This window comes from Myxococcus sp. AM009, assembly GCF_013372605.1.
Taxonomy (GTDB): domain Bacteria; phylum Myxococcota; class Myxococcia; order Myxococcales; family Myxococcaceae; genus Myxococcus; species Myxococcus vastator.
The window spans coordinates 1-21,597 of sequence record NZ_JABXEP010000141.1 but is presented as its reverse complement, the minus strand read 5'-3'; the positions used below and the strand labels follow the sequence as shown (position 1 = coordinate 21,597).

Below are 21,597 nucleotides of genomic sequence, written 5' to 3'. Positions count from 1 at the left end.
GGGGCCGTGTTCGCGGGCGGGGCCGGGCTCTACTCGGCGCTCCAGCAGCGCTACCGCGACGCCTTCCGCCGCTTCGAGCGCGAGGGACGCATCGACGAGGCCGCGTTCGTCCTGGCGGAGTTGCTCGGCGCCGTCGAGGAGGCCGTGTCCTTCCTGGAGCGGCATGGCCGCCTCAAGCTGGCGGCGGAGCTGGCCGAGGGGCGCAAGCTGGCTCCAGGGCTCGTGGTGCGCCAGTGGTTCCTGGCCCGAGACGTGGCGCGCGCCGTCGCCATCGCCCGGCGCAGCGGCGCCTTCGGGGACGCGGTGGCGCGGCTGGAGCGTTCGAATCCACCAGAGGCGCGTGCGCTCCGGCTGCTGTGGGCGGAGACGCTCGCCGAGGCCGGCGACTTCGCGCGCGCCGTGCAGGTGGTGTGGCCGGTGGCGGAGAATCGTGCCCCGGCGCGCGAGTGGCTGGAGCGAGGCGTGGCGAGCGGCGGCGCGACGGGCGCGCGGCTGCTGGCGATGTGGGCCACGGCGTTCGCGGATGGGCTGACGGCGGCGGGTGCGCGGGTGCGCGAGCTGCTCGACGACGACACGCCGGGCCGCGCGTCCGAGCGCTTCGTCTTTGGGCTGGCGCTCGTGGAAGAGCCTCCCTCCGCCAACCGCACCGCGCTGGTGGTTCCCACGCTGCGCGCGTTGCTTCGGGACCGGGCGGCGGGCAATGCCCGCTTCACCTCGGACCTGAGCCTCATCAAGCGCTTGCTGGGCGACGCGCCCGACGGCACCCTGCGCGCGGACCTGCCGGCGTTGGCGGACTGTCTCCACCCCGCGTGGCGCGATACCCATTCACGGCCGCGCATCGACGCCACCGTGCGGGCCTCCGAGGCGGGGACCTTCACGCTGCATGACGCGGTGGTGCTGCCAGACGGGCGGCTGCTGTACGCGCTGGGCGAGGCGGGGGCGCGCCTGGTTCGCGCCGATGGCCGGACGGTGGCGCACTTCGACGTGCCGGCCTTCCACCTGGTGCCTTCCATTCATGGTGACCGGGTCCTGGCGCTCGCGCGGCGGGGCGAGGTCTGGCGCCTGTCCCGGCTGGACCTGGTGACGCGCAGGTGCAGCCCCTGGCGTGACATGACGTTGACGGCCTGGTCCCCCAGCTACGACGGCAATGTCTGGTTCGTGGCCTCTGGCACCACGGTGATGATGCTGGATGCGCTCGCCGCTGACTGCCGCGCGCTCTGGCGGGTTCCGGACCTCGCCAGGGAGGTGTCTGCCATTGCGGCGGATGCCACGCACCTGAGCTTCCTTGTCGGCAACCAGGAGCGGTGGGCGTATACGCTCGCGGACGGGCCCACGCTGCGCGAACGGTCGGAGCTGCCTCCAGAGGTGTCGGGTCCGAACTGCGTGCTCGTCAGCGAGTCCGTGGTTCCGGATGGCGAGGTCATCGTGCTGGGCACGGAGGTGCCCTCTCCCCCCGAGGCGCTGACAGGCAAAGTGAACCCGGTGGCCTTCGCTCCGGCGTGGTTGCCGCCCGTGGCGCTTCGCAACCGGGTCCCGAAGACGCACGACAGCGAGCCGCTCAAGGCCATCTTCATCTCTCAAGAGTGGTGGCTGGAGTTGCTGGCTTTGAGCAAGGAGTGGCAGCTTCAATTGACAGACAGGCGGGGGTTCCTCCGCGCAGTGTTGGCCTTCGAAGGGAAGGACCGGCCAAGGGTGAGGCTCACCGACAGCGTGTTGCTGGTGTTCGGCGAGGGGGGCGGGGGTGTATGGTTGGATTTGGAGAGCGGTGAGGTCCGGCACCTGCCAGTGCCTTGAGCCGTCAGGCGCCGTATTGCAGGTTCGGTGACAGGGTGACGTCGCGGACGGTGAGCCGTCGCTGTGCGTCATCCACCTCCAGCTCCACCTGCACGCCCTCCACCGTCACCAGCAGCGAGGGCGGCGTCCCAGGGAGCGCCATCAGCCAGGTGGAGGCCAGGGGCAGCTCCGTGCCCACCAGCTCCGCGGCGCGCAGCAGGTGCAGGCGCACCGCGTGGCTCAGGGCGCCCGGCAGGGTGCGCAGCGGCAGGGACACGTCCTCGGGCAGGTGCAGTGCGTAGGGCTCGGCGGAGTCCCGGGCGGGGAGCTGGGGGAGCCCGCGAAGCTGGGCGCGCAGGGCCCCGTCCACGGCCTCGGGCGCGTGCGGCTTGCGCAGGTAGCCCACCACGCCGTCCAGCGGGGGCTCCTGGCCGCTCAGCGCGCTGGAGAACATCAGCACGCCCAGGTGGCGCAGCCGCGCGTTGGTCCGGAGCTGTCCATAGAGCTCCCACCCGTCCATCCGCGGCATCACCAGGTCCAGGAGGATGAGGTCCGGGTGGCTCGCCCGGGGGTGTGTGCACAGCCAGTCCAGGGCTTCCTGGCCATCCGCCGCGTGGGAGACCTTCACCCCTTCCGCGTGAGCAACCACTGTCAGCCGCTCGCGCCAGGCGTGGTCATCCTCGACGAGAAGCAGGTGCTGGAGCGGTCGGGCCATGGTGGACGAGGCGAGGAGCGAGGAGTCTCAAATACCCCGGACCCGAGGGCCGCGCCAGGGGCCCGCGCACGCCTCGTCTGGTGGCCGACATCCTGGGCCTCCCGCTGGGTTTTCCTGATGGAGGCGGGGGAATGAAACAGGTTTTCAATTTGGAAACGTCCAGGTCCCCTTGGCTGTTTGAGTTGAAGCGTGGACGCCTCCGCGCCCTGTGTCTGCTGTTGCCCGCTTGTGCGCTCTTCCAGCGTCCGTATCGCCCACTGCACGCGTCTCCAGAGGAGGCGGCGCGGGTGGAGTTCCCGCTCGACCTCCCGGCGGAGACGCGGACGACGTTGACAGGGGCGCTGGTGACGGCCATGCAGCTCGCGCTCGACGACTTCCTGCCTTTGGACGAAGTGATTGCGTCCCCAGGTCCCGAAGGTGTGACCTTCGTCCGTGTGACACTGCGTCCGGATGTCTGTGAAAAGCAGAACATCATCATGGACATGGAAGCGACCTACGCCATCGACGTGGAAGGGCGGCGCATCCTCGCGCGGCAGCGGTAAGCCCGGCCCGGACGGCGTCTCCACCGCCTTGGCTGTCTGGCACTCCACAGCGAAGTGAGGGGTGGTCCCCTCATGGGGCTGGAAGCCGACGTCAAACATGCACTCCGGGTACAGCTTGTCGTCATCGCCATGGCTCGTCAGTCTGAAACAACCATGGCCCTTCGACTTCAGCTCGCTCCCAGGGCACTCCGGACCCTGGCGGGATGTTCGACCCCGGTGCGAGAGCAGCTCCAGTGTGAGCTGGGCGCGCTCGTCGCGGGCCTTCCGCTCGACGGGCCCTTGAGGTCGGACCAGGGTGGGTTGGTGGTGCTCGACTCGGGTTTTCGCGTCCGCTACCAGCTCGACCTGGGGCGCGGCTTGTTACGGCTGACACACGTGGCAGCGCCCTCCTTGCCGCGGCCCTGGCCCGACGTGCCACCCGTCGACCCATAGCGGGCGTGCACGTCAAGCCTCGCGCGGGTCGTTCCGCGGCAGGCGGACCACGGCGCAGGTGCCGCCGCCCTCGCGGGCAGCCAGGTGGATGCTGCCGCCGTGGCGGGTGATGATTTCACGGCTCAAATACAATCCCAAACCCAGGCCCTCCACGCGGCTGATGGTGGACAGCGTGCCGCCGCGAAGGGCCCGGCTGAAGAGCTCCTCGCCCCCGCGCGGCCCCAGGCCCACGCCCCGGTCCTTCACCTCCAGCAGCACGTCACCGTCCTCCCGCCGGAGCACCACCTCCACCGGTCCGCCCTCCGGGCTGTAGCGGATGGCGTTGTCCACCAGGTTGTAGACGACCTGCTCCAGCCGGGGTTCGTCCCACCAGCCGTCCACGCGCTCCAGCTTCAGTGTCAGTTGATGCTGGGGCGCGGACGCCGCGCGCCGCTGCGCCACCCGCCGCACCAGCGTGGACAGCTCCAGGGGCACCTGCTCCAGTGACAGCCGGCCGCTGGCCAGCTCGGACACATCCAGCAGTTGATTGACCAGCCGCGCCAGCCGGTCCACCTGCCGGTCCATGAGGACCAGGTCCTGCTGCCGCACGGTGTGCGGACGCAGCCGCTGCAAGCGCAGCTTGAGGGTGGCCAGGGGCGTCTTCAGCTCATGGCTGGCGATGGAGAAGAAGGCCGCCTTGGCCTGGCTGACGCGCTCCACCTCCTCCAGGTGCCGCTGGAGCCGGGCCGCCATCTCGTCGAAGGCCAGGCCCAGCTTCTCCACCTCGATGGCGCCAGAGCGGTGGAGCGTCCCGAAGGCGCGCACGTCGCGCGCGCCCGCGGCCATGCGGCCCGCGGCCTGGGACACGGCCTCCACCGGCCGGGAGAGCATGCGCGTCAGCAGACGGGTGACGGGGATGGCCAGCACCAGCGCCAGCGCCAGGGTGGCCAGCAGCGCGCGGTAGCTGCCGACGACGCCGAAGTCCATGAAGTTCATCGGATGCTCCACCACGACGCGCCAACCCGGTTGGAGCAGCGTCGCGCTGGTCAGGTGCCGCGTCCCCTGGGTCCGCCGCGGCCTGGGGGCCTGGGGCTCCGTGTCATAGGTGCGGGTGCCCGTGGCGGGCAGCTTCGACAGCATCTCCCCCCACGCGGTGCCCTTCAGGGACCGGGGCTTCGGCCCGGGCGTGGCGCCGGTGTCGAAGGCCACGTTGCCGTCCGGGTCCACCAGCAGCGCGCGCTGGCCCGGCGCCAGCCGCTCCTGCGCCACCGCTCGCATCCGAAGCAGGTTGATGGCCACCAACGTGAAGCCTTCGAAGCGTTGCTGCCGGAGCAACGGCGCGACCGCGACCACGACGGGGCCCGACACCGCGGCGCGGCCCTCGAACACGCCGCTCACCACGGGCGCGCGCGTGCCGCGGACCTCCTGGAAGTAGGCGCGGTCCGCGAAGTTGGCGCCCGCCAGCGGTTGGGCCGCCACGCCCAGCGGCGGCCAGATGGCCACCAGGTTGCCGTCGCGGTCCCCGACGCCGCAGTTGAGCGCGAACGCGGAGTGATACACCCAGTCCCGCAGCAGCTCCTCCAACTGCGGCTGGGATGGACGCTCCCCTTCGCGCTCCCACTCGTCCATGATGACGCTCGCCAGCAAGGCGGTCTGGGATTGGGCGGAGGCCAGCTCCGCGTCCACCGTCTCCGCCAACAGGTGCGCGGTGGAGAGGCCCTGGTCATCCATCCGCCGCAGCTCGGCGGCATAGCGGGCCCGGCCCTCCAGCGTCCCCACCAGCATCAGCGGAAGCATCAGCGCCAGCAGCAGCGCCGAGCCCACCGCCGATGACAGGGGGAAGGTGCGCAGCCCGGGCGGAAGCAGGGGCCAGAGCCGCGCGCGCGCCGCGGGCGTCATCAGCACCACCTGCGTCATCAGCGCCGGCACCAGGCTGTTGAGCGCCTGCTTGATGGCGATGGCGAGCGCGCTCGTCGCCGTGACGTCCACGCCCAGGTGGTAGCTGACGAAGAGGTAGGGGATGCCCGCCAGCCAGTAGAGCCCATCCGCCTGAAGGGGCCAGTAGCGCCGGGTGAGCGCGCCCAGGACGACGGCCTCCATCATCGCGCCCAGCATGGCCCAGGGGTGGCCCCAGAGCTGGACGGTGACGGACATGGCGATGCCGGCCGCCAACCCCGCGCACCAGGGTCCCAGCAGCGGGGCCGCGGGGATGATGACGAAGAAACCCAGGAGGATGTCGATGCCTGGGATGAGCTCCACGGGATGCCGGTTGAGCGCATGGCCCAACAATCCCACCCCCAGCGCCCAGGCAAACCGTGCGCGCCCGCTCATGTCGGAGGGACCCTAACAGCGCCACCCCCGGCGGCCTCCAGCGCTCTTTTCAAGGAGTGTCCGTGACACGCACTCCGGACGTGCGAGGTGGCTGCGGGCTTTCGGACATTTTCCGCTGCCGGGCACTCGGCGCGCTTTGCCGTTGTCGCCGGCCGCGCTGACGCCTATCCACGAAGGCGTGCCCATCCACCTGGCCGAGTTCCTTCTGCAGCAGCGGGAAGCCATCATGTCCGCGTGGGAGGTGGAGGTGCGTCGCATCCCCGCGGCCCAGGCGCTGCCAAGGCTCGCGCTGCGGGATGGGCTGCCCCGGCTGCTGGAGGTCGTCGCCTCGCTGATGCGCCGCGGCTCGCCCGGCGGCGCGGAGGAGGGCCTGGAGGAGATTCCGGACCAGCACGCGATTGAGCGGCTGGGCGAGGGCTTCGCCCTGCGGCAGGTGGTGACGGAGTACCGGCTGCTTCGCGCGTGCGTGCTGCGCTTGTGGACGTCCCGGGAGAACGCCACCCACCACCCGGAGTCGGAGCTCGTCTTCCACGAGGCCATGGATGAAGCGGTGGCGGCCTCTGTCAGCCGCTACTCGCTGGCGCGCGAGCGCACGTTGCAGGCGCTGGACCGCATCAGCACCGCGGCCCTGGGCAGCACCGACGCCGCGAACCTGTTGCCGAGCCTCCTCCAGGTGCTGCGGGAGACGGTGGCAGTGGTGGACGTGGCGGCCGTCCTGCTGCTGGAGGACGGCGCCCTGCGGGTGGAGAGCGTGGTGGGCACGGGGACGGGGATGGCCGTGGGCGACGTGGTGCCCATGGGGGAGGGCTTCACGGGCACCGTCGCGGCCACGCGCCAGCCGCTGCTGGTGCACGAGGCCCGCACGGACAGCCGGGTGAGCGAGCCGTCCTTGCGCGCGGCGGACCTGTCCGCGCTGTTCGGGGTGCCGTTGCTCCTGGGGACGCAGCTGATGGGCGTGGTGCTGATGGGCAGCCGCGCCTCCCGCGAGCTGGCGGAGGAGGACCAGTTCCTCTTCCGGGCCATGGCGGCGCGCACCACCGCGCTGCTGCTGCAGGCCCAGGCGCACAACCGCGAGCGCGAGGCGCGCGCCGTGGCGGAGGCGTCCCTGGAGCGCCTCCGGGAGAGTGAAGCGGGCCTGCGGCGGTGGGAGCAGGTCTTCAAGCGGCTGGGCGTGGGCGTGGCCGTGGTGGACGCGGCCGAGGAGCGGCTGCGCGAGGTGAACCCCGCCTTCGCGCGCATGCACGGCTATGCCCCGGAGGAGCTGGCCGGACGGCGGCTGGAGGACACCTACGCGCCAGAAGCGCGCGGCGTGTTGCCTCGGCACATCTCGGCGGCGGACTCCAAGCCGTCGCACGAATACGAGTCCCTGCACATCCGGAAGGATTGCACCCGCTTCCCCGCCTTCACCCATGTCACGGCCTTCAAGGATGAGGCCGGCCGCGTGCAGGAGCGGGTGGTCACCGTGGTGGACATCACCCAGCGCAGGGCCATGGAGATGGACCGGCAGCGACTGCTGGGCGCCATCGAGGCGGAGCGCGCGCGGCTGGCGTCGGTGCTGGACCAGATGCCCGCGGGCGTCTTCATCGCGGACGCGCCGTCCGGCCGGCTGGTGATGGCCAGCCGCCAGGTGGAGGTCATCACCGGCAGGCCCTTCCAGCCCTCCTCGTCGACGCAGTTCTACGTGGAGGACCATGGCGTCTCGCTGCGCCCGGACGGGCGGCCCTACGCCATGGAGGACCTGCCGCTGGTGCGCAGCCTGCGCCACGGCGAGGTGGTGCGGGGCGAGGAGATGCTCATCTCCCGCGCGGATGGCCAGTACGTCACGGTGCTGCTCTCCAGCGCGCCCATCCTGGACCGGGAGGGCACCATCGTCGCGGCGGTGGCCACCCTGGTGGATGTCTCAGAGCGGCGCCGCGCCCAGGAGGCCGCGCTGCAGGCGGCCCGCTTCGGCGAGCGGCTCATCGCCATTGTCAGCCATGACCTGCGCAACCCGCTCAATGCCATCCAGCTGTCCGCGACCCAATTGCTGCACAGCGAGGCGCTCCCAGAGCGCGAGCGCCGCCTGGTGACGCGCCTCGCCCGCTCCGGCGACCGGATGAAGCGCATGATTTCAGAGCTGCTCGACTTCACGCGCGGGCGGCTGGGGGGCGGCATTCCCATCCAACGCACGGCCAGTGATTTGCGGGCCGTGGTCCGGATGGGGATGGATGAATTGGAGGCGGCGTGGCCCGAGCGCAAGCTGGCGCTCCGGGTGGAGCCGGGCCGCTACGAAGGGGCGTGGGACGGAGACCGGCTGCTCCAGGTGGTCAGCAACCTGGGCGGCAACGCGCTCCAATACAGCCCCGCGGACGCCCCTGTGTCCTTCAGGTTGTCGGACAGTGGCGACGCCGTGGTGCTGGAGGTCCACAACCCCGGCGAGCCCATCTCCCCGGAGATGCTCCCCCGGCTCTTCGACCCCTTCCGGCGCGGCGCCATGGCCGGTGCCGGCGGCGCGGGCAGCAGCGGGCTGGGGCTGGGGCTCTACATCGTCGAGCAGGTGGTGAAGGGGCACGGCGGCCGTATCGAGGTGACCTCCACCGCCCAGGCGGGCACCACCTTCCGGGTGTCGCTGCCCCGCCTGCCGGCAAACTGACGCGCTCAGGTGGGGCTCACCACCCGCTCCAGGGTGGCGCGCAGCTCGAACAAGTCCACGGGCTTGGGCACCGTGGCTCGGATGCCTTCGGGCAGGGGTTGAGAGCTCCCCGCGCCGGAGACCACCACCACCGGCAGGGCGCTCAGCCGCGCGTCCTGGCGCACATGGCGCATCAGCTCCCAGCCGCTCATCACCGGCATCATCAGGTCCAGGAGGACGGCATTCGGCATGGGCGGGCGGCTCAGGCGCTCCCACGCCGACAGTCCGTTGCCCGCCGTCTCCACGGTGAAGCCCTCCAGGGTGAGGAACTCCTCCAACAGCTCCCGGCTGTCGGCATGGTCTTCCACGAGGAGGACGAGGTTGGGCGTGCACATGAGGCCGTAGACTTGTACTGAAGTCCAATGTCCGCCAGTGCCCCAGGGCAATGCGTCCGCCCGTGGACGCCCCAGATGTCCACCGCGACACGATGCGGGGCTTGGCAGTTAAGTCAGCTTTTACTGGTATATGTCTGATTTGACTCATGGGTGTCAGGCATGCATCGCTCCATGTCTGGGTTATCAAGAGTCAAGGTGAGGTGTCGTCAATCACCCCGGTGGGAGCGCGCCTTCATACAGGCTGGTGAGAATATTTGCCTCCACATGCACTGGGAGTCCGTGGTATCCGGGTAAACGACTCGACATAAAAGAGTGGCCTCATTGAGAGGCATTTCCCCCTGCAGGGCAGGCGTGCTCCCGGCATGCCAGGAACCAGACATGACACGGAATCATGGCGTCTCGACGTGGACGGCGTTGTTTCTTCTGACGGGCTGTGAGGGCACCCTCCCCGAGGAGCGCTCGGCGGACATCAACATGGAGGCCCAGCGACAGGAGGCGAAGGAGACGGGGCTGGACCTGAGTGTGGTGGACCTGTCCGCCTCGTGCGCGGCGACGGCGCTGACGCTCTCCGCGGCCATCAAGAACGAGGCACTCACGGGCATCGGGGACTCCACCGCGGCGGTGTACGCGGGGACGCCGGGCGCTGGCGGCGTGCGGCTGGGCACCGTCAGCGTCCCCTGGCTGGTGGGTGGAGAGCGCTTCCCCTTCTCGCTGTCGTACACGGTGCCGGAGGGCACCACGAAGGTGGTGGTCGTCGCGGACGAGGACGGCACCTATCCGGAGGACGACGAGGACAACAACTTCGCCTCCATTGACTTCGAGGTCCCCTGTGCCACCAACCTGCAGCCGGTGGCCCAATGCCAGGACGTCACCGTCCCCGCGGACGCGGCCTGTCAGGGCAGCGCCAGCATCGACAACGGCTCGTTCGACCCGGATGGCTTCCCGGGGCCGTTCTCCGTGGAGCAGTCGCCCGCGGGCCCCTATGGGCTGGGCACCACGAGCGCGCAGCTCCAGGTCTCCGACGGCGCGGCCACCAGCACGTGCTCGGCGAACGTGACGGTCGTCGACGTCAGCGCCCCCACGCCGGGCGCCAACCGCGGCCTGGTGCTCCAGCCGGTCCTGGGTTCCGACTACGTGCTGGTGTCCCTGGCTGACTGCGCGATGCCGGCCGCCGACAACTGCGGCGGCGAACTCGACCTGGACGCGTCGGCCAGCATCATCCGCGTCACCTCCGACGAGTCCAACGACGCGCTGTCCCTGCTCCGGCTGCTGGCGTGTGACGACATCAAGCTGACCCCGGACCGCAAGTCCGCGATGGTCCGCGCCGAGGCGGCCCTGCTGGGCAACGGCCGCGTCTACAACTTCACGTACGCGGTGCAGGACGCCTCCGGCAACAGCGCCATCGGCACCTGCAACGTGAAGGTCCCCGCGCTGCTGGCCAACCCCGCCATCGATTCGGGCGTGAAGTACTGCCAGGGCGACGACTGCCCCGCCGGTTCGCGTTTCCCCGGGCTGCTCTGCTCGCTGCTGTAGTCGAAGCGCCGCCCCGTCCCACTGGAAGTGGGGCGGGGTCCCCGGTGGTGTTGCGTCTCAGCGCCAGGACAGCGCGTACTCCGCGTCGAGCAGGCCCAGCTCGCGCCCCTGCACCCCGAGGTCGCGCGCGCCCACGGCGTCCAGGGCGGCGTGCAGGACTCCCTCGTGGTACGCGGTGGGCATGAAGTCCCGCTTCATGACGAAGCGGCCGCTGCGAGGCCCCGTCCACACCATGCTCCGCTCGCCGTAGCTCACCGCCGCGAGGAACCCGGTGGGGAGCTGCCCGAGCAGCAGCCGGGGCTCGTCATAGGCGAGCATCAGCAGGGTGCGGCCCGCGATGGACTCCAGGAAGTCCTGCGCGGCCTTCTGGCCCAGGACACGATGGGCGGCGGCCAGGCCCCCGCAGTGTTCGGAGAGCAGGTCGGCGGCCTGGAAGGCCAGCGGCAGGAATTGGGTGATGGGGTAGCTGAAGAAGTCGATGTAGCGCTTCTCCGGCAGGCCCTGGCGGCAGCGCAGCTCCATGCTGGAGCCGCCCACGCGCCGCACCGTCTCCAGGACCCCCCGGAAGAACATGCCACGCGCGGTGTCCTCGGGGGTAGCGAGCGCGCAGCGCTGACGCAGCTCGCGCGAGGCCTCCGGCCCCAGGGGCTGAGGCGGCGCGGGGTCTCGCACCAGGTGCGAGGTCAATCTCAATTCCATTGCGGGGGGACTCCGGAAGAAAAGTGGGGCGCCGCCAGGCCGAAGCCAGACGTGCCGTGCTCCAGGGTGGATGCGGGCCCCCACAGGGGCGGCGAACGCCTTGGCCGCCCATGCCCAGACTCACGCGTCCAGCCGCGGGCCTCCGGTCCAGGAGGCTTCACAGACAGGTCGCGGAAGTGTGGCCGTAATGATGCACATTGCATGGAGTGCTTTCGCGAGGCAACCCTGGTCGTCGAATTCTTGTGAAGGGATTGGCTGCCCCTCCCTCAATGACAGACATGACGAGTAGGGCCGGACGGACCCGGTGCCGGACGGGCCACGCGGGCTGACGCCTGGACGTCTGCCGGATGTGTGGTTCCGGGTACGACACTTTTCGCGGAGGGTGCGGGGCAGGTGACTACCCTCTATATCGGTATTTCGCCTGAGGACGTGCTGGGTTATAAGTCGCAGGAAAACTCGTGACCGAGCGCGACCTGTTCCCGGGCAGGGCGTGAGCTTGGCCCGTACTCACAAGGTTGACGCAGTGAAGACCCACCTCGAAGGTCCTGCTCCTCCCCGCAAGCGGCCCCGCTCCCCGCCGCGAAACCCGGCGGCGCGCGCCCGGAAGTCGCGCGAGCAACTGGAGAGCCGGTTGGCGGAGAACGTGGGCGAGGCCGCGCGAGGCGCGCGGCTGCTCGCGGGGCTCACCCAGGCGGATGTCGCGGCGCGTGTGGGCATCGCCGCGGAAGTCTATGGGCGCATGGAGCGGGGGAAGATGATGCCCAGCGTGCCGACCCTGTTCCGCCTGTGTCTGGCGCTGCGGTTGTCGGCGGACGTCGGGCTGGGACTCGCCACGGCGGCCAGCGTTGGCGCCGCGCTCTGGGAGGGCGACTCCAGGCACAGGGACCAGCTCCCGGAGATGCGGAAGGTGCTCCGGACGCTGCGGCGCATGTCGCGCAGGCAGCTCAACCTGATGAACCAGGTCGCGGCCGCCCTCCTGCCGGAGCGGTGAGGGCGGACGCCGGACGGTGAGGCCTTGATTGTCCGGAGGTGGGTGCTTCCGTGCCGGGATGGGTTCCCGGCGCTACCTGGGGGGCAGGCCTGATGCGTCCTCGGGTGTCTGTGATTTCGTGAGGAGGCCTCGTGCGCGTGAGGCGTGGTGCGGCAACGCTTCGCTGTTCAGCCGGGGCGCCGTGCACCGAGGGGACTGTGGATGGCAGCAGCGGGGCCCCTGGTGGCGAGCAACGGCTGGGCACCAGGGAGCGCAGGCCTACTCAACGGGACGGCCGCCAACGGGCCCCTTACCTTACCGCTTGGGCGATGATATCCGGATTTCAATGTTCTGAAGAGGTGTCCTGCTGACATGCATTGGCGTGCCGCTCGTGAGCGCATGCGGGTCCGCGACGGCCAACATCCTGCCAGTGCCGAGCGAGGTCCACTCCGTATACAACTTGGAGTATCCAGCGTGTTACGCCGGGTCCGCGAAGTGGCGGCGCATCGGTCCGGATAGGCCCTATGCCGACTAGCCCCATGCTGCCGTTGCTAGAGGAAGTTACCGCTCGGCATTACCCGAACGCTCCAGCCACTCCAGCGCAGCTTGAGGAGTTCGAGCAGCGCGTCGGCTGGCGCCTGGACGAAGACCTGCGCGCGTTCTATCTGCACTGCGATGGCGCAACGCTCTTTCGCCCATGGCCGAACCAGACGTTCTGGCTACTCCCGTTGCGAGAAGTTCGCCGCGCTCGCGTCGCCATGCGGTTCCGTGACGAGGACGCGATGGGCTCGCCGCACTGGTGGACCATCGCTGACCTGGGGGACGACGATTACTCCGTGCTCGACGCATCCCGGCCAGGCGACGCGTATCCTATTCTCGACGCCTACCACGAGACGTATCCACAGCAGGTCGTCCAGATTGCACCGTCATTCGGCGCGTGGCTGGAGCGCACGTTGCGCAGCAACAATCAGCTCTGGTGGCTCCCCGAGCCCGAAAACGACTCAGGGGCCCCAGAACGCACCGGGGCCTCTCGTTGGTTGATGAAAAGGCTGGCGCCGCGCCCCGAGTTGACGCGGCCCGCGCAAGTCCACCCCAAGCCGCTTGTCACCCCGCCGTCTCCCTGGCCTCATGCGGGACAGGGTGCGCCGCGCCCCGCTTGGTGAGGGAATGACCCGCGGACTTGGGTGGTGGACAGGCAGGCCAGCAGCGCGCGCGGCGGTCGCCGTGGTGGCCCTGTTCATGTCCGCGGCTCGGGCGCACGCGCAGGACGCGGGGACGCCGGACGACGGGGGCGCCACCCAGGCCGAGCGGGAGCTGCGGCGCACCGACGCGGGCTGGGCCGTGGAGACGGACGCGCCCCTGTCGGAGGACGCGGGTGTGCCGGAGCCCGCGTTCACTCCGCCCGCGATGGTGCAGGGCTCGCCCGCGCCCTATCCTCCCGGGCTGGCGTCCGAGGGCGTCGCGGGAGTGGTGAAGCTGGAGCTGCTCATCGACGACGCGGGCGAGGTGGAGTCCGCCACGTTGGTGGAAGGGCTGCATCCCTTGCTGGACCGGGCGGCGCTGCACGCGGCGCCGTCGCTGCGCTTCGCCCCCGCCACCGTGGACGGCCTGCCGGTGGCCGTGCGCATCTTCTTCGAGTACCGCTTCGAGGCGCCCGCGCCGGTCAGCTCCGCGGGTGCCACGCCCGCGGCGCCCATCACCCTGAAGGGCCTGGTGCGCACCAAGGGCAACCGCCGGCCGCTGGTGGGGGCCACGCTGGTGTCGGACGCGCAGCCGGACGCGCCGGTGCAGACGGACGTGGACGGCCGCTTCGAGGCGCGCTGGCCCGCGGGCGTGCACCCGGTGCGCATCACCGCTCCCGGCCACAAGCCCGCCGTCTTCCGCGAGGGCCTGAAGGCGAACGAGGCGCTGGAGGTGGTGTACGGGCTGGAGCCGCTCATCATCAACCCGTACGAGACGGTGGTGCGGGGGGACCGCGAGCGCACGGAGGTGAGCCGCGTCACCCTGCATGACGCGGAGCTGCGCGAGGTGCCAGGCACCATGGGGGACCCCTTCCGCGTCGTCATGCTGCTGCCCGGCGTGGGCAGCATGGTGTCCGGCGTGGCCTACCCGGTGGTGCGCGGCAGCCAGCCCGCGGCCACGGGCTACTTCCTGGATGGCATCCGCGTCCCCATCCTCTTCCACCTGTTCCTGGGGCCGGCCGTCATCCACCCGGACTTCATCGACGCCATCGACTTCTATCCGGGCTCACCGCCGCCCCGGTATGGGCGGTTGATGGGGGGCGCCATCGACGGGCGTCTCAGCCGCCCGCGGGATGACGGCGTCCACGGCAGCGCCTACGCGGACCTCATCAACGCGGGCTTCTTCATCGAGACGCCGTTCAAGGACACGGGCACCAACGTCAGCCTGGCCGGCCGCTATTCCTATACACCCTGGCTCATCGCCCTGGCGGCCAACCAGCTCCAGGCGCCGCCCCCTCCCGGTCGGGAGAACCCCAAGGTGGTGCTCGACTTCTGGGATTACCAGGGCCGGGTGGAGCAGCGGCTGGGCGAGGGCACGCTGCGCCTGTTTGCCTTTGGCTCGTCCGACACCTTTGGCTCGGAGGCCCAGGACGAGTGGGGGGACACCGCGCTGCAGTCCATTGTCTTCCACCGGGTGGACCTGCGGCACCGGCACCCCGTGGGCCCCGGTGAGCTGGAGGTGGGCGGGACGTGGGGGCTGGACCGCTTCGCCATCGTCAGCCGCAGTCCGCCTGGCGACGCCACCGAAATCCATATCGACCAGGGGCACTGGTCCGCGCGCCTGGGCTACACCGCGACGCTGTCACCCAGCGCCACGCTGCGCGCCGGGGCGGACGTGGAGCACAAGCGCGCCATCGTCGAGCTGCTCCAGCAGGACGGCGGCCCCGACGTGGACATGGAGGTGGCGCCCGTGGCGCTGGGCACCTTCATGGGGGCGTGGACGGAGCTGGTGTGGCAGCCCCATGAGAAGTGGGCCGTGGTGCCCGGCCTGCGCGTGGACAGCTACCACCTGTCGCCGGGGATTGACCGGCGCGCGCTGGAGCCGCGCCTCACCGTGCGCCACAAGGTGTCGGAGGCGCTCACGCTCAAGGGCGGGGCGGGCCTCTTCCATCAGCCGCCCACCACCCTCATCAGCCTGCCCGTGGTGGACGTGGGGAGCCTGCTGCTGGGGCTCCAGCAAGGCGTGCAGCTCTCCGTCGGCGCGGAGTGGAAGGCGTGGCGCGGCCTGGAGGTGGGGTTGGACGTCTATCTCAACCCCATGCTGCGGACCCTCGAGCTGACGCCCTTCTCCGATGAGGGCCTGGGGGAGGACGAGCCGCCGGACACCCAGACGCCTCCAGGCGGCCTGCGCCGCGGCATGCAACTGGGGGATGACGGTGGCATCCCCGACCGCTCGGACTTCGACTTCCCGGACTTCCGCGGCAGCGGCATGGCCTACGGCCTGGAGTTCCTGCTGCGCCACCCGCTGGGCGACAACTGGTTTGGCTGGCTGTCGTATTCGCTTCAGCGCAGCACGCGCCGCACGCGCTTCTACCGCTACGACGCGGAGGGCCACCGGGTGGGCGAGGCGGAGGCGGACCTGCCCTTCGCCTTCGACCAGACGCACATCCTCAACCTGGTGCTCAGCTACAAGTTCGCCAACAACGTCACGCTGGGCGGGGTGCTGCACTTCAACACCGGGCGCCCTGAATACGGCACGTTGGGCACGCAGACGCACCGCCCGGGTGAAGACACCGCCGGCCGGCCAGCCTGGGTCAAGTCAGACAGAGATCGCGTGGATCGGCTGCCTGCCTTCCTCCGCTTCGACGTGCGGCTGTCCAAGTCGTGGGTCTACGACACCTTCAGCCTGGAGGCGTACCTGGACATGCTCAACGTCACGCTCCGTCGGGAGACGCTGGGCTTCGAGTACGAGGGTGGCAACGGCTTCCCGCTGCGCAAGGACGCGGTGGGGCTGCCCATCGCCCTGCCCATCCTGGGCGTGAAGGGGCGCTACTGAGCACGAGGACTGATGGATAGCGCACGCTTGGCGCCGCGACTCCGCCTTCACCTGGGCACGACGGCGCGCCGCGCGGTGTAATCCCGCGCCGCCAGTTGTTCCGGGGGCCGGTCCGCTCCTGGGGGCCCGGAGCGCATGGGCCGAGTTCCTGACCACCGCACACCAGGTGACTTCTTCATGTCGCAGGACGGGATTCCAACGATGGTGCCGTTGCAGCGCGGAGGCCTCCCTTTCAGCCGGGGAGCCACCGCTGCCAGCCGGCTGGCGCTGACGCACCCGCGGGTGACGGACGAAGACCCGCATCGCCAGGCGAAGGCGGTTTCGGAGACCCCCGCCGTGTTGCTGGTGGATGACCATGTGTCGAACCTGGTGTCGCTGGAGGCCATCCTCGAGCCGCTGGGCGTGCGCATGGACAAGGCCTGTTCGGGGGAGCAGGCCCTGCGCTTCCTGCTGCGCGAGGACTACGCCGTCATCCTGCTGGACGTGCGGATGGCGGGGCTGAGCGGCTTCGAGACGGCGTCGCTCATCAAGCAGCGCGAGCGCACGCGCAACGTCCCCATCATCTTCCTCACCGCCTATGGTCGCGATGACGCGGAGCTCGTCACCGGCTACGCCACCGGCGCGGTGGACTTCCTCCAGAAGCCCTTCCCGCCGGAGGTGCTGCGCTCGAAGGTGTCCGTCTTCGTGGAGCTGTTCCGCGCGCAGCAGCAGGTGCGGCGCCAGGCGGAGCTGGTGCGGCAGAAGGAGGCCGAGGCGCGGGATGCCGCGCTGAGGGCCGCGGGCTACATCGACCGGCTGCGGGACTTCGCCGCCCGGCTGTCGGAGGCGGCCACCGTGCCGCAGGTGTGCCGCGCGCTCTTCGAACAGGGACTGGTGGCCGCTGGCGCGAAGGCGGGCACCGTCAACCTGTTGGACGCGGAGGGCGAGGCGCTGGAGGTGGTGGACGCCATTGGCTACCCGGAGAGCGTGCTGAGCCGGTGGCGGCGCATCCCGATGACGGCGGCCATGCCGCTGGTGGAGTCGCTGCGGGAGCAGCAGGCCATCTGGGTGGGCTCGCCGGAGGAGTGGCGCGCGCGTTATCCCCTCATGGATACGCGAGGCCTCCACGAGGCGGCGCTCGCGCTGCCCTTGCTGGTGAAGGGACGTGCGCTGGGCGCCATTGGCCTGTCCTTCGCGCGGCCGCGGACCTTCACGGAGATGGACCGGGCCTTCTTCACCGCGCTGGCGCATGCGTGCGCCCAGGCGTTGGACCGGGTGCACCTGACGGCGGAGGAGCGCCGGGCCCATGCCGTGGCCCGGGCCGCCGCCGCCCGGCTGCAGATGCTCACGGAGGCGTCCGACGCCTTCGATGCCACCAACCGCGACCTGTCCGTGCTGCTGGGCACCATCACCCGCCAGGTCGCCTACTTCCTGGGGGACGCGTGCACGCTGTGCCTGCTGTCCGATGACGGGACGCGGCTGGAGGTGGCGGCCAGCCATTCCAGTCAGGGGGAGGACGGGGCGCCGCTGCTCCCGGGCGCGGGGCTGAGCGGCTGCGTGCTGCGTGGCGGACGGCCGCTGCTCGTGCCCGAGCTGTCCCAGGAGCAACAGCGGGAGCTGGGACAGGGCGAGGCGCTGCGCAGCCTGCTGTGCGTGCCGCTGAGGGCGCAGGGCAAGGTGGTGGGGACGCTGGCCGTGGGGCGAATGGGCCAGGGCCGGGGCTTCACCCAGGAGGACCAGGAGCTGGTGGAGGAGCTGGCGGCGAAGGCGGCGCTCTCCATCGAGAACGCGCGCCTGTTCGCGGAGCAGCAGCGCTCACAGGAGGAGCTGCGCCGGCGCGCCGAGTTCGAGCAGCAGCTGGTGGGCATCGTCTCCCACGACTTGCGCAATCCCCTGGCGGCCATCTCCATGTCGGCGGGGCTGCTGGAGAAGAAGGGGGCGTTGACGGAGTCGCAGCAGCGCATGGTGTGGCGCATTGGCCAGGCCACCGAGCGCGCGGCCCGGATGATTCGCGACCTGTTGGACTTCACCAAGGCCCGGCTGGGTGGCGGCATTGCCCTGCACCGTCAGGCCACCGACTTGCGGGAGGTGGTGCACCAGGTGGTGGATGAGCTCCTGGTGGCCAACCCCGGGCGCCGCGTGGAGGTGGAGGTCCAGGGCGAGGTGCGCGGCGAATGGGATTCGGACCGCATCGCGCAGGTGCTCACGAACCTGCTGGGCAATGCCCTGGCCTACAGCCCCGCGGACGCCCCGGTGCGGGTGGACACACGGCTGGAGGGGGAGGCCGCGCTGCTGTCGGTCTTCAACGGAGGCGCCCCCATCCCCCGGGAGCTGCTGCCGCGCTTGTTCGAGCCGCTGACACGGGGCGCGTTGAAGGAGGGCCAGTCCACCCGCAGCATCGGCCTGGGGCTCTACATCGTGCAGGATATCGTGCGCGGCCACGGCGGCGGCGTGGAGGTCGTGTCCTCCGAGCAGCACGGCACCACCTTCACCGTGCGCTTGCCCCGCGCGGCGGTCTGAGAAGGTGCGCTGCGCCGTGGGCCCCTGCTGACGTGAGCAAACGCTCCGCGGCCCAGGACGTTCGCGCAGGGCCATTGCGGAATGACGACACCGCGGCGGATATCGGACCGCGTGGCGCGTTGGCACTGGCGCGGAGTGAGCACTGAGGGCCGCGTTGGCACTCGCGTACACGTTCGCGCTCCCTGAGATTTGTCACTCTTGTCCCGCGTGCGTTCCGCGACCGGGCGTCGAGCATCGGGGCTGGAGCGCGTGCCAGGGGGACGTCGATGGGGGTGTGTCTGTCGTCGCAGTGGGGCTCCGCCTGGACCTGGACGACGCATGCGGGAGGCCCCGCGCCCTGCCTGCGCTTCGAGCCGGTGCGAGGGACGGCGGGGGAGGTGCTCGATTTCCACCAGGCCACGCCAGGGGCGTCCGCCGAGCCGGTGGGGCACGGCTGGGTCCTGCCCGCCTGCGTGTCGCGCTGGGAGCAGGAGGGCGTGCGAGGGCTTCGCCTGGAGGACTGCGCCCGCGTGGTGGACACGGGCGAGCCGGTGTCCGTCGTGTTGCGCATCGCCCGCGAGGGCAACATGGAGGCGCGCTTCCGGGCCGTGGGCACGAAGGCGCTGGATGCCTTCGTGCTGTGGCTGCTGCCCGATGACGCGGACGACGCGCAGGCGCTCCGCGAGGCGCTGGAGCGTGAGCGCGAGGCCCGCCACCGCGCGGAGGGCGCGCTGGAGCACGCGACGGCCCGGCTGGCACGCGAGGCCCTGGATGGCACCGCGCGCCACCTGGCGCTTCAGCGGCTGACCGAGGAGGCGGAGTTTCGTGAGCGGTTCATCGGCATCCTCGGGCATGACTTGCGCAATCCCCTGAACGCCATCGCCCTGTCCGCCCGGGCCATGGCGCAGCGCACGCTGCCGGCGGTCCAGCAGCAGCAGTGCGCCCAGCGAATCGAGGCGAGCGCCGCGCGGATGGGCGCCATGATTTCCGACATCCTCGACCTCACCCGCGCGCGGCTCGCGGGCGGCATTCCCCTGCACCTGGGGACGGTCAGCCTGGCCATCGTCTGCCGGATGGTGGTGGAGGAGCTGTCCGCCGCGCATCCTGGCCGGCACATCACCTTGGACGTGGAGGGCGCGTCGGAGGGCTTCTGGGACGCGGACCGGATGGCGCAGGTGCTCAGCAACCTGGTGGGCAACGCGCTGGAGCACGGCGCCGAGGACGCGCCCGTCCGGCTCAAATGTATCGCCGTGGACGGTGAGCAGGTCCTGGAGGTCCACAACACCGGGGCGCCCATTCCGTCTCAACACCTGGAGACATTGTTCGACCCGTTCCGGCAGGTGGGCACCGGCGCTGGGAAGGGCCACCGTCGCGGCGCTGGTGGCCTGGGGCTGGGGCTCTTCATCGTGAAACAAATCGTCCAGGCGCACGGAGGCGCGGTGTGCGTGACCTCCTCCGCGGCAGCGGGGACGACCTTTACGGTGAAGATGCCACGAGACGCGCGACAGTCGCAGGTGCCCGCACCCTCGGGCGTGAGACGTCGCGTGTGACTGCAACGTTGGCGGTTGGGCGGAACGTGCGCTGAGCGTCAGCCGGCGCACGGACTACGTGTTTGCCGCATGACCGACATGCGCGAACTGCCCGAGAGGGCACCTGTCAGAGGGGAAAAGAAGGACTACCGGTTATCTTGGCCGCGAGAAACGCGGCTACCCCCAAAAACCGGAGGCAGCCATGTATCACCACCCCACCTCGAAGACCTGTTCCAGCTCCAAGGTCACCTACGCTGGGCGCCGTTGTGCGCACCGGTGGGAGCTGCTGCCAGCGTTGCTTCTCGTCGCCGCCGTGGGGTGTGGCCCGGCGGAGCCGATGGATATGGCCCGCGAGACGCTGGGCACCCAGTCGGATGGGTTGGTGTCGTCCAATGGGCTGTCGACGAACGGGCTGTCGACGAACGGCCTGTCCACCAATGGCTTGTCGACGAATGGGCTGTCGACGAATGGCTTGTCGACGAATGGGCTGTCGACGAATGGCCTGTCGACGAATGGTTTCAGCACGTGGTTCAGCGCGGACCCCGTCAAGGCCGAAGAGGTGATGCGATACATCGTCCGGTGCGCGCTCGCCTCCGGCCAGGCGCTGACGTACACGCATGCGGGCACCACGCACACCTGGCAGGGCTCCCTGGGGCTGGCGCCGACGTGGTCGAGCCCCACGCCTCCGCCTCCGCCGAGTCCGGTTGCTCCGGAGGCCGAGCAGCAGCTGGTGTCGAGCTGCCTGGCGGCACACGTGAACAAGTACGGCGTGCACCTGAACATCTCCGTGCAGGGCAAGGACTCGCAGGGCAATGCCATTCCGACGACGGCCGAGGAGCTGCAGACCTACAACCAGCATGAGGCCGTCTTCTTCGGAAACCTCTTCAATGGTCAGGGGCTCTTCGCGGCCAATGACGCGCCCTATCTGGCCTACGACGAGAGCACGGTGCGTGCGTGTGGCCTGTCGTCGTGGAGCGGGGACCCGGACTGCGCGGCCGTCATCTCCCACGTGGGGGCGGCCCAGACGTACTGCCAGCAGGACCCCACGCGGTCCTACTACACGCGCTGCACGTACAACGGCGTCGTGTACCGGCCGCTCACCACCCGCATCCGCCCCCAGGACATCTACAAGTGTGGTGACGGGACGTGCCAGCTCTCCGAGCGCTGCGGCACCAGCAACACGCCGGACAGCTGCGCCGCGGACTGTGGAGCCTGCTAGGCGTTGACGTCTTCGCGGCCCCCCTGCCGCGCGCAGTAGCGGCCTTCCTCCTACCCCTCGGGAGGATGCCGTGGAGTCCGAGCCTGTCCGAGCGCGGCGGCTGCCGCATCCAGGCTGAACATGTTGCCCGGCTCTCTCGAAAGGGCTCTTCGTGAGCTGCGTCCTCGCCTCGCGCGCCGCGCTGGAGGCAGGGAGCGGATTGCTCATGGCAGTGGGTCAGCGGACCGCGACCTGGCGGAAGGTGACGCCGTCGAGCTCCAGGCGGTGGACCGCGTCCACGAAGCGTTGGGTGGCCAGGATGAGCGTGGGCCAGTCCGCGAGGCGGAAGACGTCCACCGCGGTGGGGAGGGAGGCCGCGTCAAGGAAGTAGGGGG

General features: G+C 70.4%; 15 protein-coding genes and 1 pseudogene. 11 read left to right on the top strand and 5 right to left on the bottom strand.

Going from position 1 to position 21,597, the window contains the following annotated elements; all coding sequences use genetic code 11:
* Positions 1–1,794: pseudogene (locus HV824_RS27725) on the top strand (hypothetical protein); the annotation flags it as partial.
* A 4-nt stretch (positions 1,795–1,798) separates the two neighbouring features.
* On the opposite strand, the gene HV824_RS27720 reads toward HV824_RS27725, so the two are convergent.
* The gene (locus HV824_RS27720) at positions 1,799–2,488 is read right to left on the bottom strand and encodes a response regulator transcription factor (protein WP_176424623.1); all 690 of its coding nucleotides are present in this window, start codon (positions 2,486–2,488) and stop codon (positions 1,799–1,801) included.
* A 182-nt stretch (positions 2,489–2,670) separates the two neighbouring features.
* On the opposite strand from HV824_RS27720, the gene HV824_RS27715 reads away from it, so the two are divergent.
* Entirely contained in the window at positions 2,671–3,030 is a 360-nt protein-coding gene (locus tag HV824_RS27715) for a hypothetical protein (protein WP_255208390.1), read from the top strand.
* A gap of 153 nt (positions 3,031–3,183) precedes the next feature.
* Positions 3,184–3,462: a hypothetical protein gene (locus HV824_RS27710; protein WP_255208389.1), complete on the top strand. Its 279-nt coding sequence runs from the start codon at positions 3,184–3,186 to the stop codon at positions 3,460–3,462.
* A gap of 12 nt (positions 3,463–3,474) precedes the next feature.
* Here the strand turns inward: HV824_RS27710 and HV824_RS27705 are convergent, their stop codons facing one another.
* On the bottom strand, positions 3,475–5,772 hold the full coding sequence (locus HV824_RS27705) for a sensor histidine kinase (RefSeq protein ID WP_176418601.1): 2,298 nt from the start codon (positions 5,770–5,772) through the stop codon (positions 3,475–3,477).
* A gap of 226 nt (positions 5,773–5,998) precedes the next feature.
* Between HV824_RS27705 and HV824_RS27700 the strand changes: the two genes are divergently transcribed.
* The gene (locus tag HV824_RS27700; RefSeq protein WP_217917806.1) at positions 5,999–8,404 is read left to right on the top strand and encodes an ATP-binding protein; all 2,406 of its coding nucleotides are present in this window, start codon (positions 5,999–6,001) and stop codon (positions 8,402–8,404) included.
* Between the two features lie 5 nt (positions 8,405–8,409).
* On the opposite strand, the gene HV824_RS27695 is transcribed toward HV824_RS27700, so the two are convergent.
* Positions 8,410–8,778: a response regulator gene (locus tag HV824_RS27695; protein WP_176418603.1), complete on the bottom strand. Its 369-nt coding sequence runs from the start codon at positions 8,776–8,778 to the stop codon at positions 8,410–8,412.
* Positions 8,779–9,156: 378 nt separating this feature from the next.
* On the opposite strand from HV824_RS27695, the gene HV824_RS27690 reads away from it, so the two are divergent.
* Positions 9,157–10,311 carry a CARDB domain-containing protein gene (locus HV824_RS27690; protein ID WP_176418604.1) on the top strand — a complete coding sequence of 385 codons (1,155 nt, stop codon included), beginning with the start codon at positions 9,157–9,159 and terminating at the stop codon, positions 10,309–10,311.
* 57 nt (positions 10,312–10,368) lie between these two features.
* On the opposite strand, the gene HV824_RS27685 is transcribed toward HV824_RS27690, so the two are convergent.
* Positions 10,369–11,094: a DUF2378 family protein gene (locus HV824_RS27685; RefSeq protein WP_176418605.1), complete on the bottom strand. Its 726-nt coding sequence runs from the start codon at positions 11,092–11,094 to the stop codon at positions 10,369–10,371.
* 439 nt (positions 11,095–11,533) lie between these two features.
* Here HV824_RS27685 and HV824_RS27680 point away from each other — a divergent pair, with 439 nt between their 5' ends.
* From HV824_RS27680 to HV824_RS27655, 6 genes are all read left to right on the top strand, one after another.
* The gene (locus HV824_RS27680) at positions 11,534–12,001 is read left to right on the top strand and encodes a helix-turn-helix domain-containing protein (protein ID WP_368670955.1); all 468 of its coding nucleotides are present in this window, start codon (positions 11,534–11,536) and stop codon (positions 11,999–12,001) included.
* 518 nt (positions 12,002–12,519) lie between these two features.
* Positions 12,520–13,143: an SMI1/KNR4 family protein gene (locus tag HV824_RS27675; RefSeq protein ID WP_306465656.1), complete on the top strand. Its 624-nt coding sequence runs from the start codon at positions 12,520–12,522 to the stop codon at positions 13,141–13,143.
* Positions 13,144–13,219: 76 nt separating this feature from the next.
* Positions 13,220–15,997, top strand: a complete 2,778-nt coding sequence (locus HV824_RS27670) for a TonB family protein (protein WP_176418627.1) — start codon at positions 13,220–13,222, stop codon at positions 15,995–15,997.
* A 177-nt stretch (positions 15,998–16,174) separates the two neighbouring features.
* The gene (locus HV824_RS27665; protein ID WP_176424620.1) at positions 16,175–18,496 is read left to right on the top strand and encodes a GAF domain-containing protein; all 2,322 of its coding nucleotides are present in this window, start codon (positions 16,175–16,177) and stop codon (positions 18,494–18,496) included.
* 266 nt (positions 18,497–18,762) lie between these two features.
* Positions 18,763–20,025 carry a sensor histidine kinase KdpD gene (locus HV824_RS27660; protein WP_176418608.1) on the top strand — a complete coding sequence of 421 codons (1,263 nt, stop codon included), beginning with the start codon at positions 18,763–18,765 and terminating at the stop codon, positions 20,023–20,025.
* A gap of 181 nt (positions 20,026–20,206) precedes the next feature.
* Positions 20,207–21,223, top strand: a complete 1,017-nt coding sequence (locus tag HV824_RS27655; protein WP_176418609.1) for a hypothetical protein — start codon at positions 20,207–20,209, stop codon at positions 21,221–21,223.
* A 216-nt stretch (positions 21,224–21,439) separates the two neighbouring features.
* Here the strand turns inward: HV824_RS27655 and HV824_RS27650 are convergent.
* Positions 21,440–21,597: double-CXXCG motif protein (locus HV824_RS27650; protein WP_255208391.1), on the bottom strand; the 158-nt coding region annotated here is incomplete at its 5' end.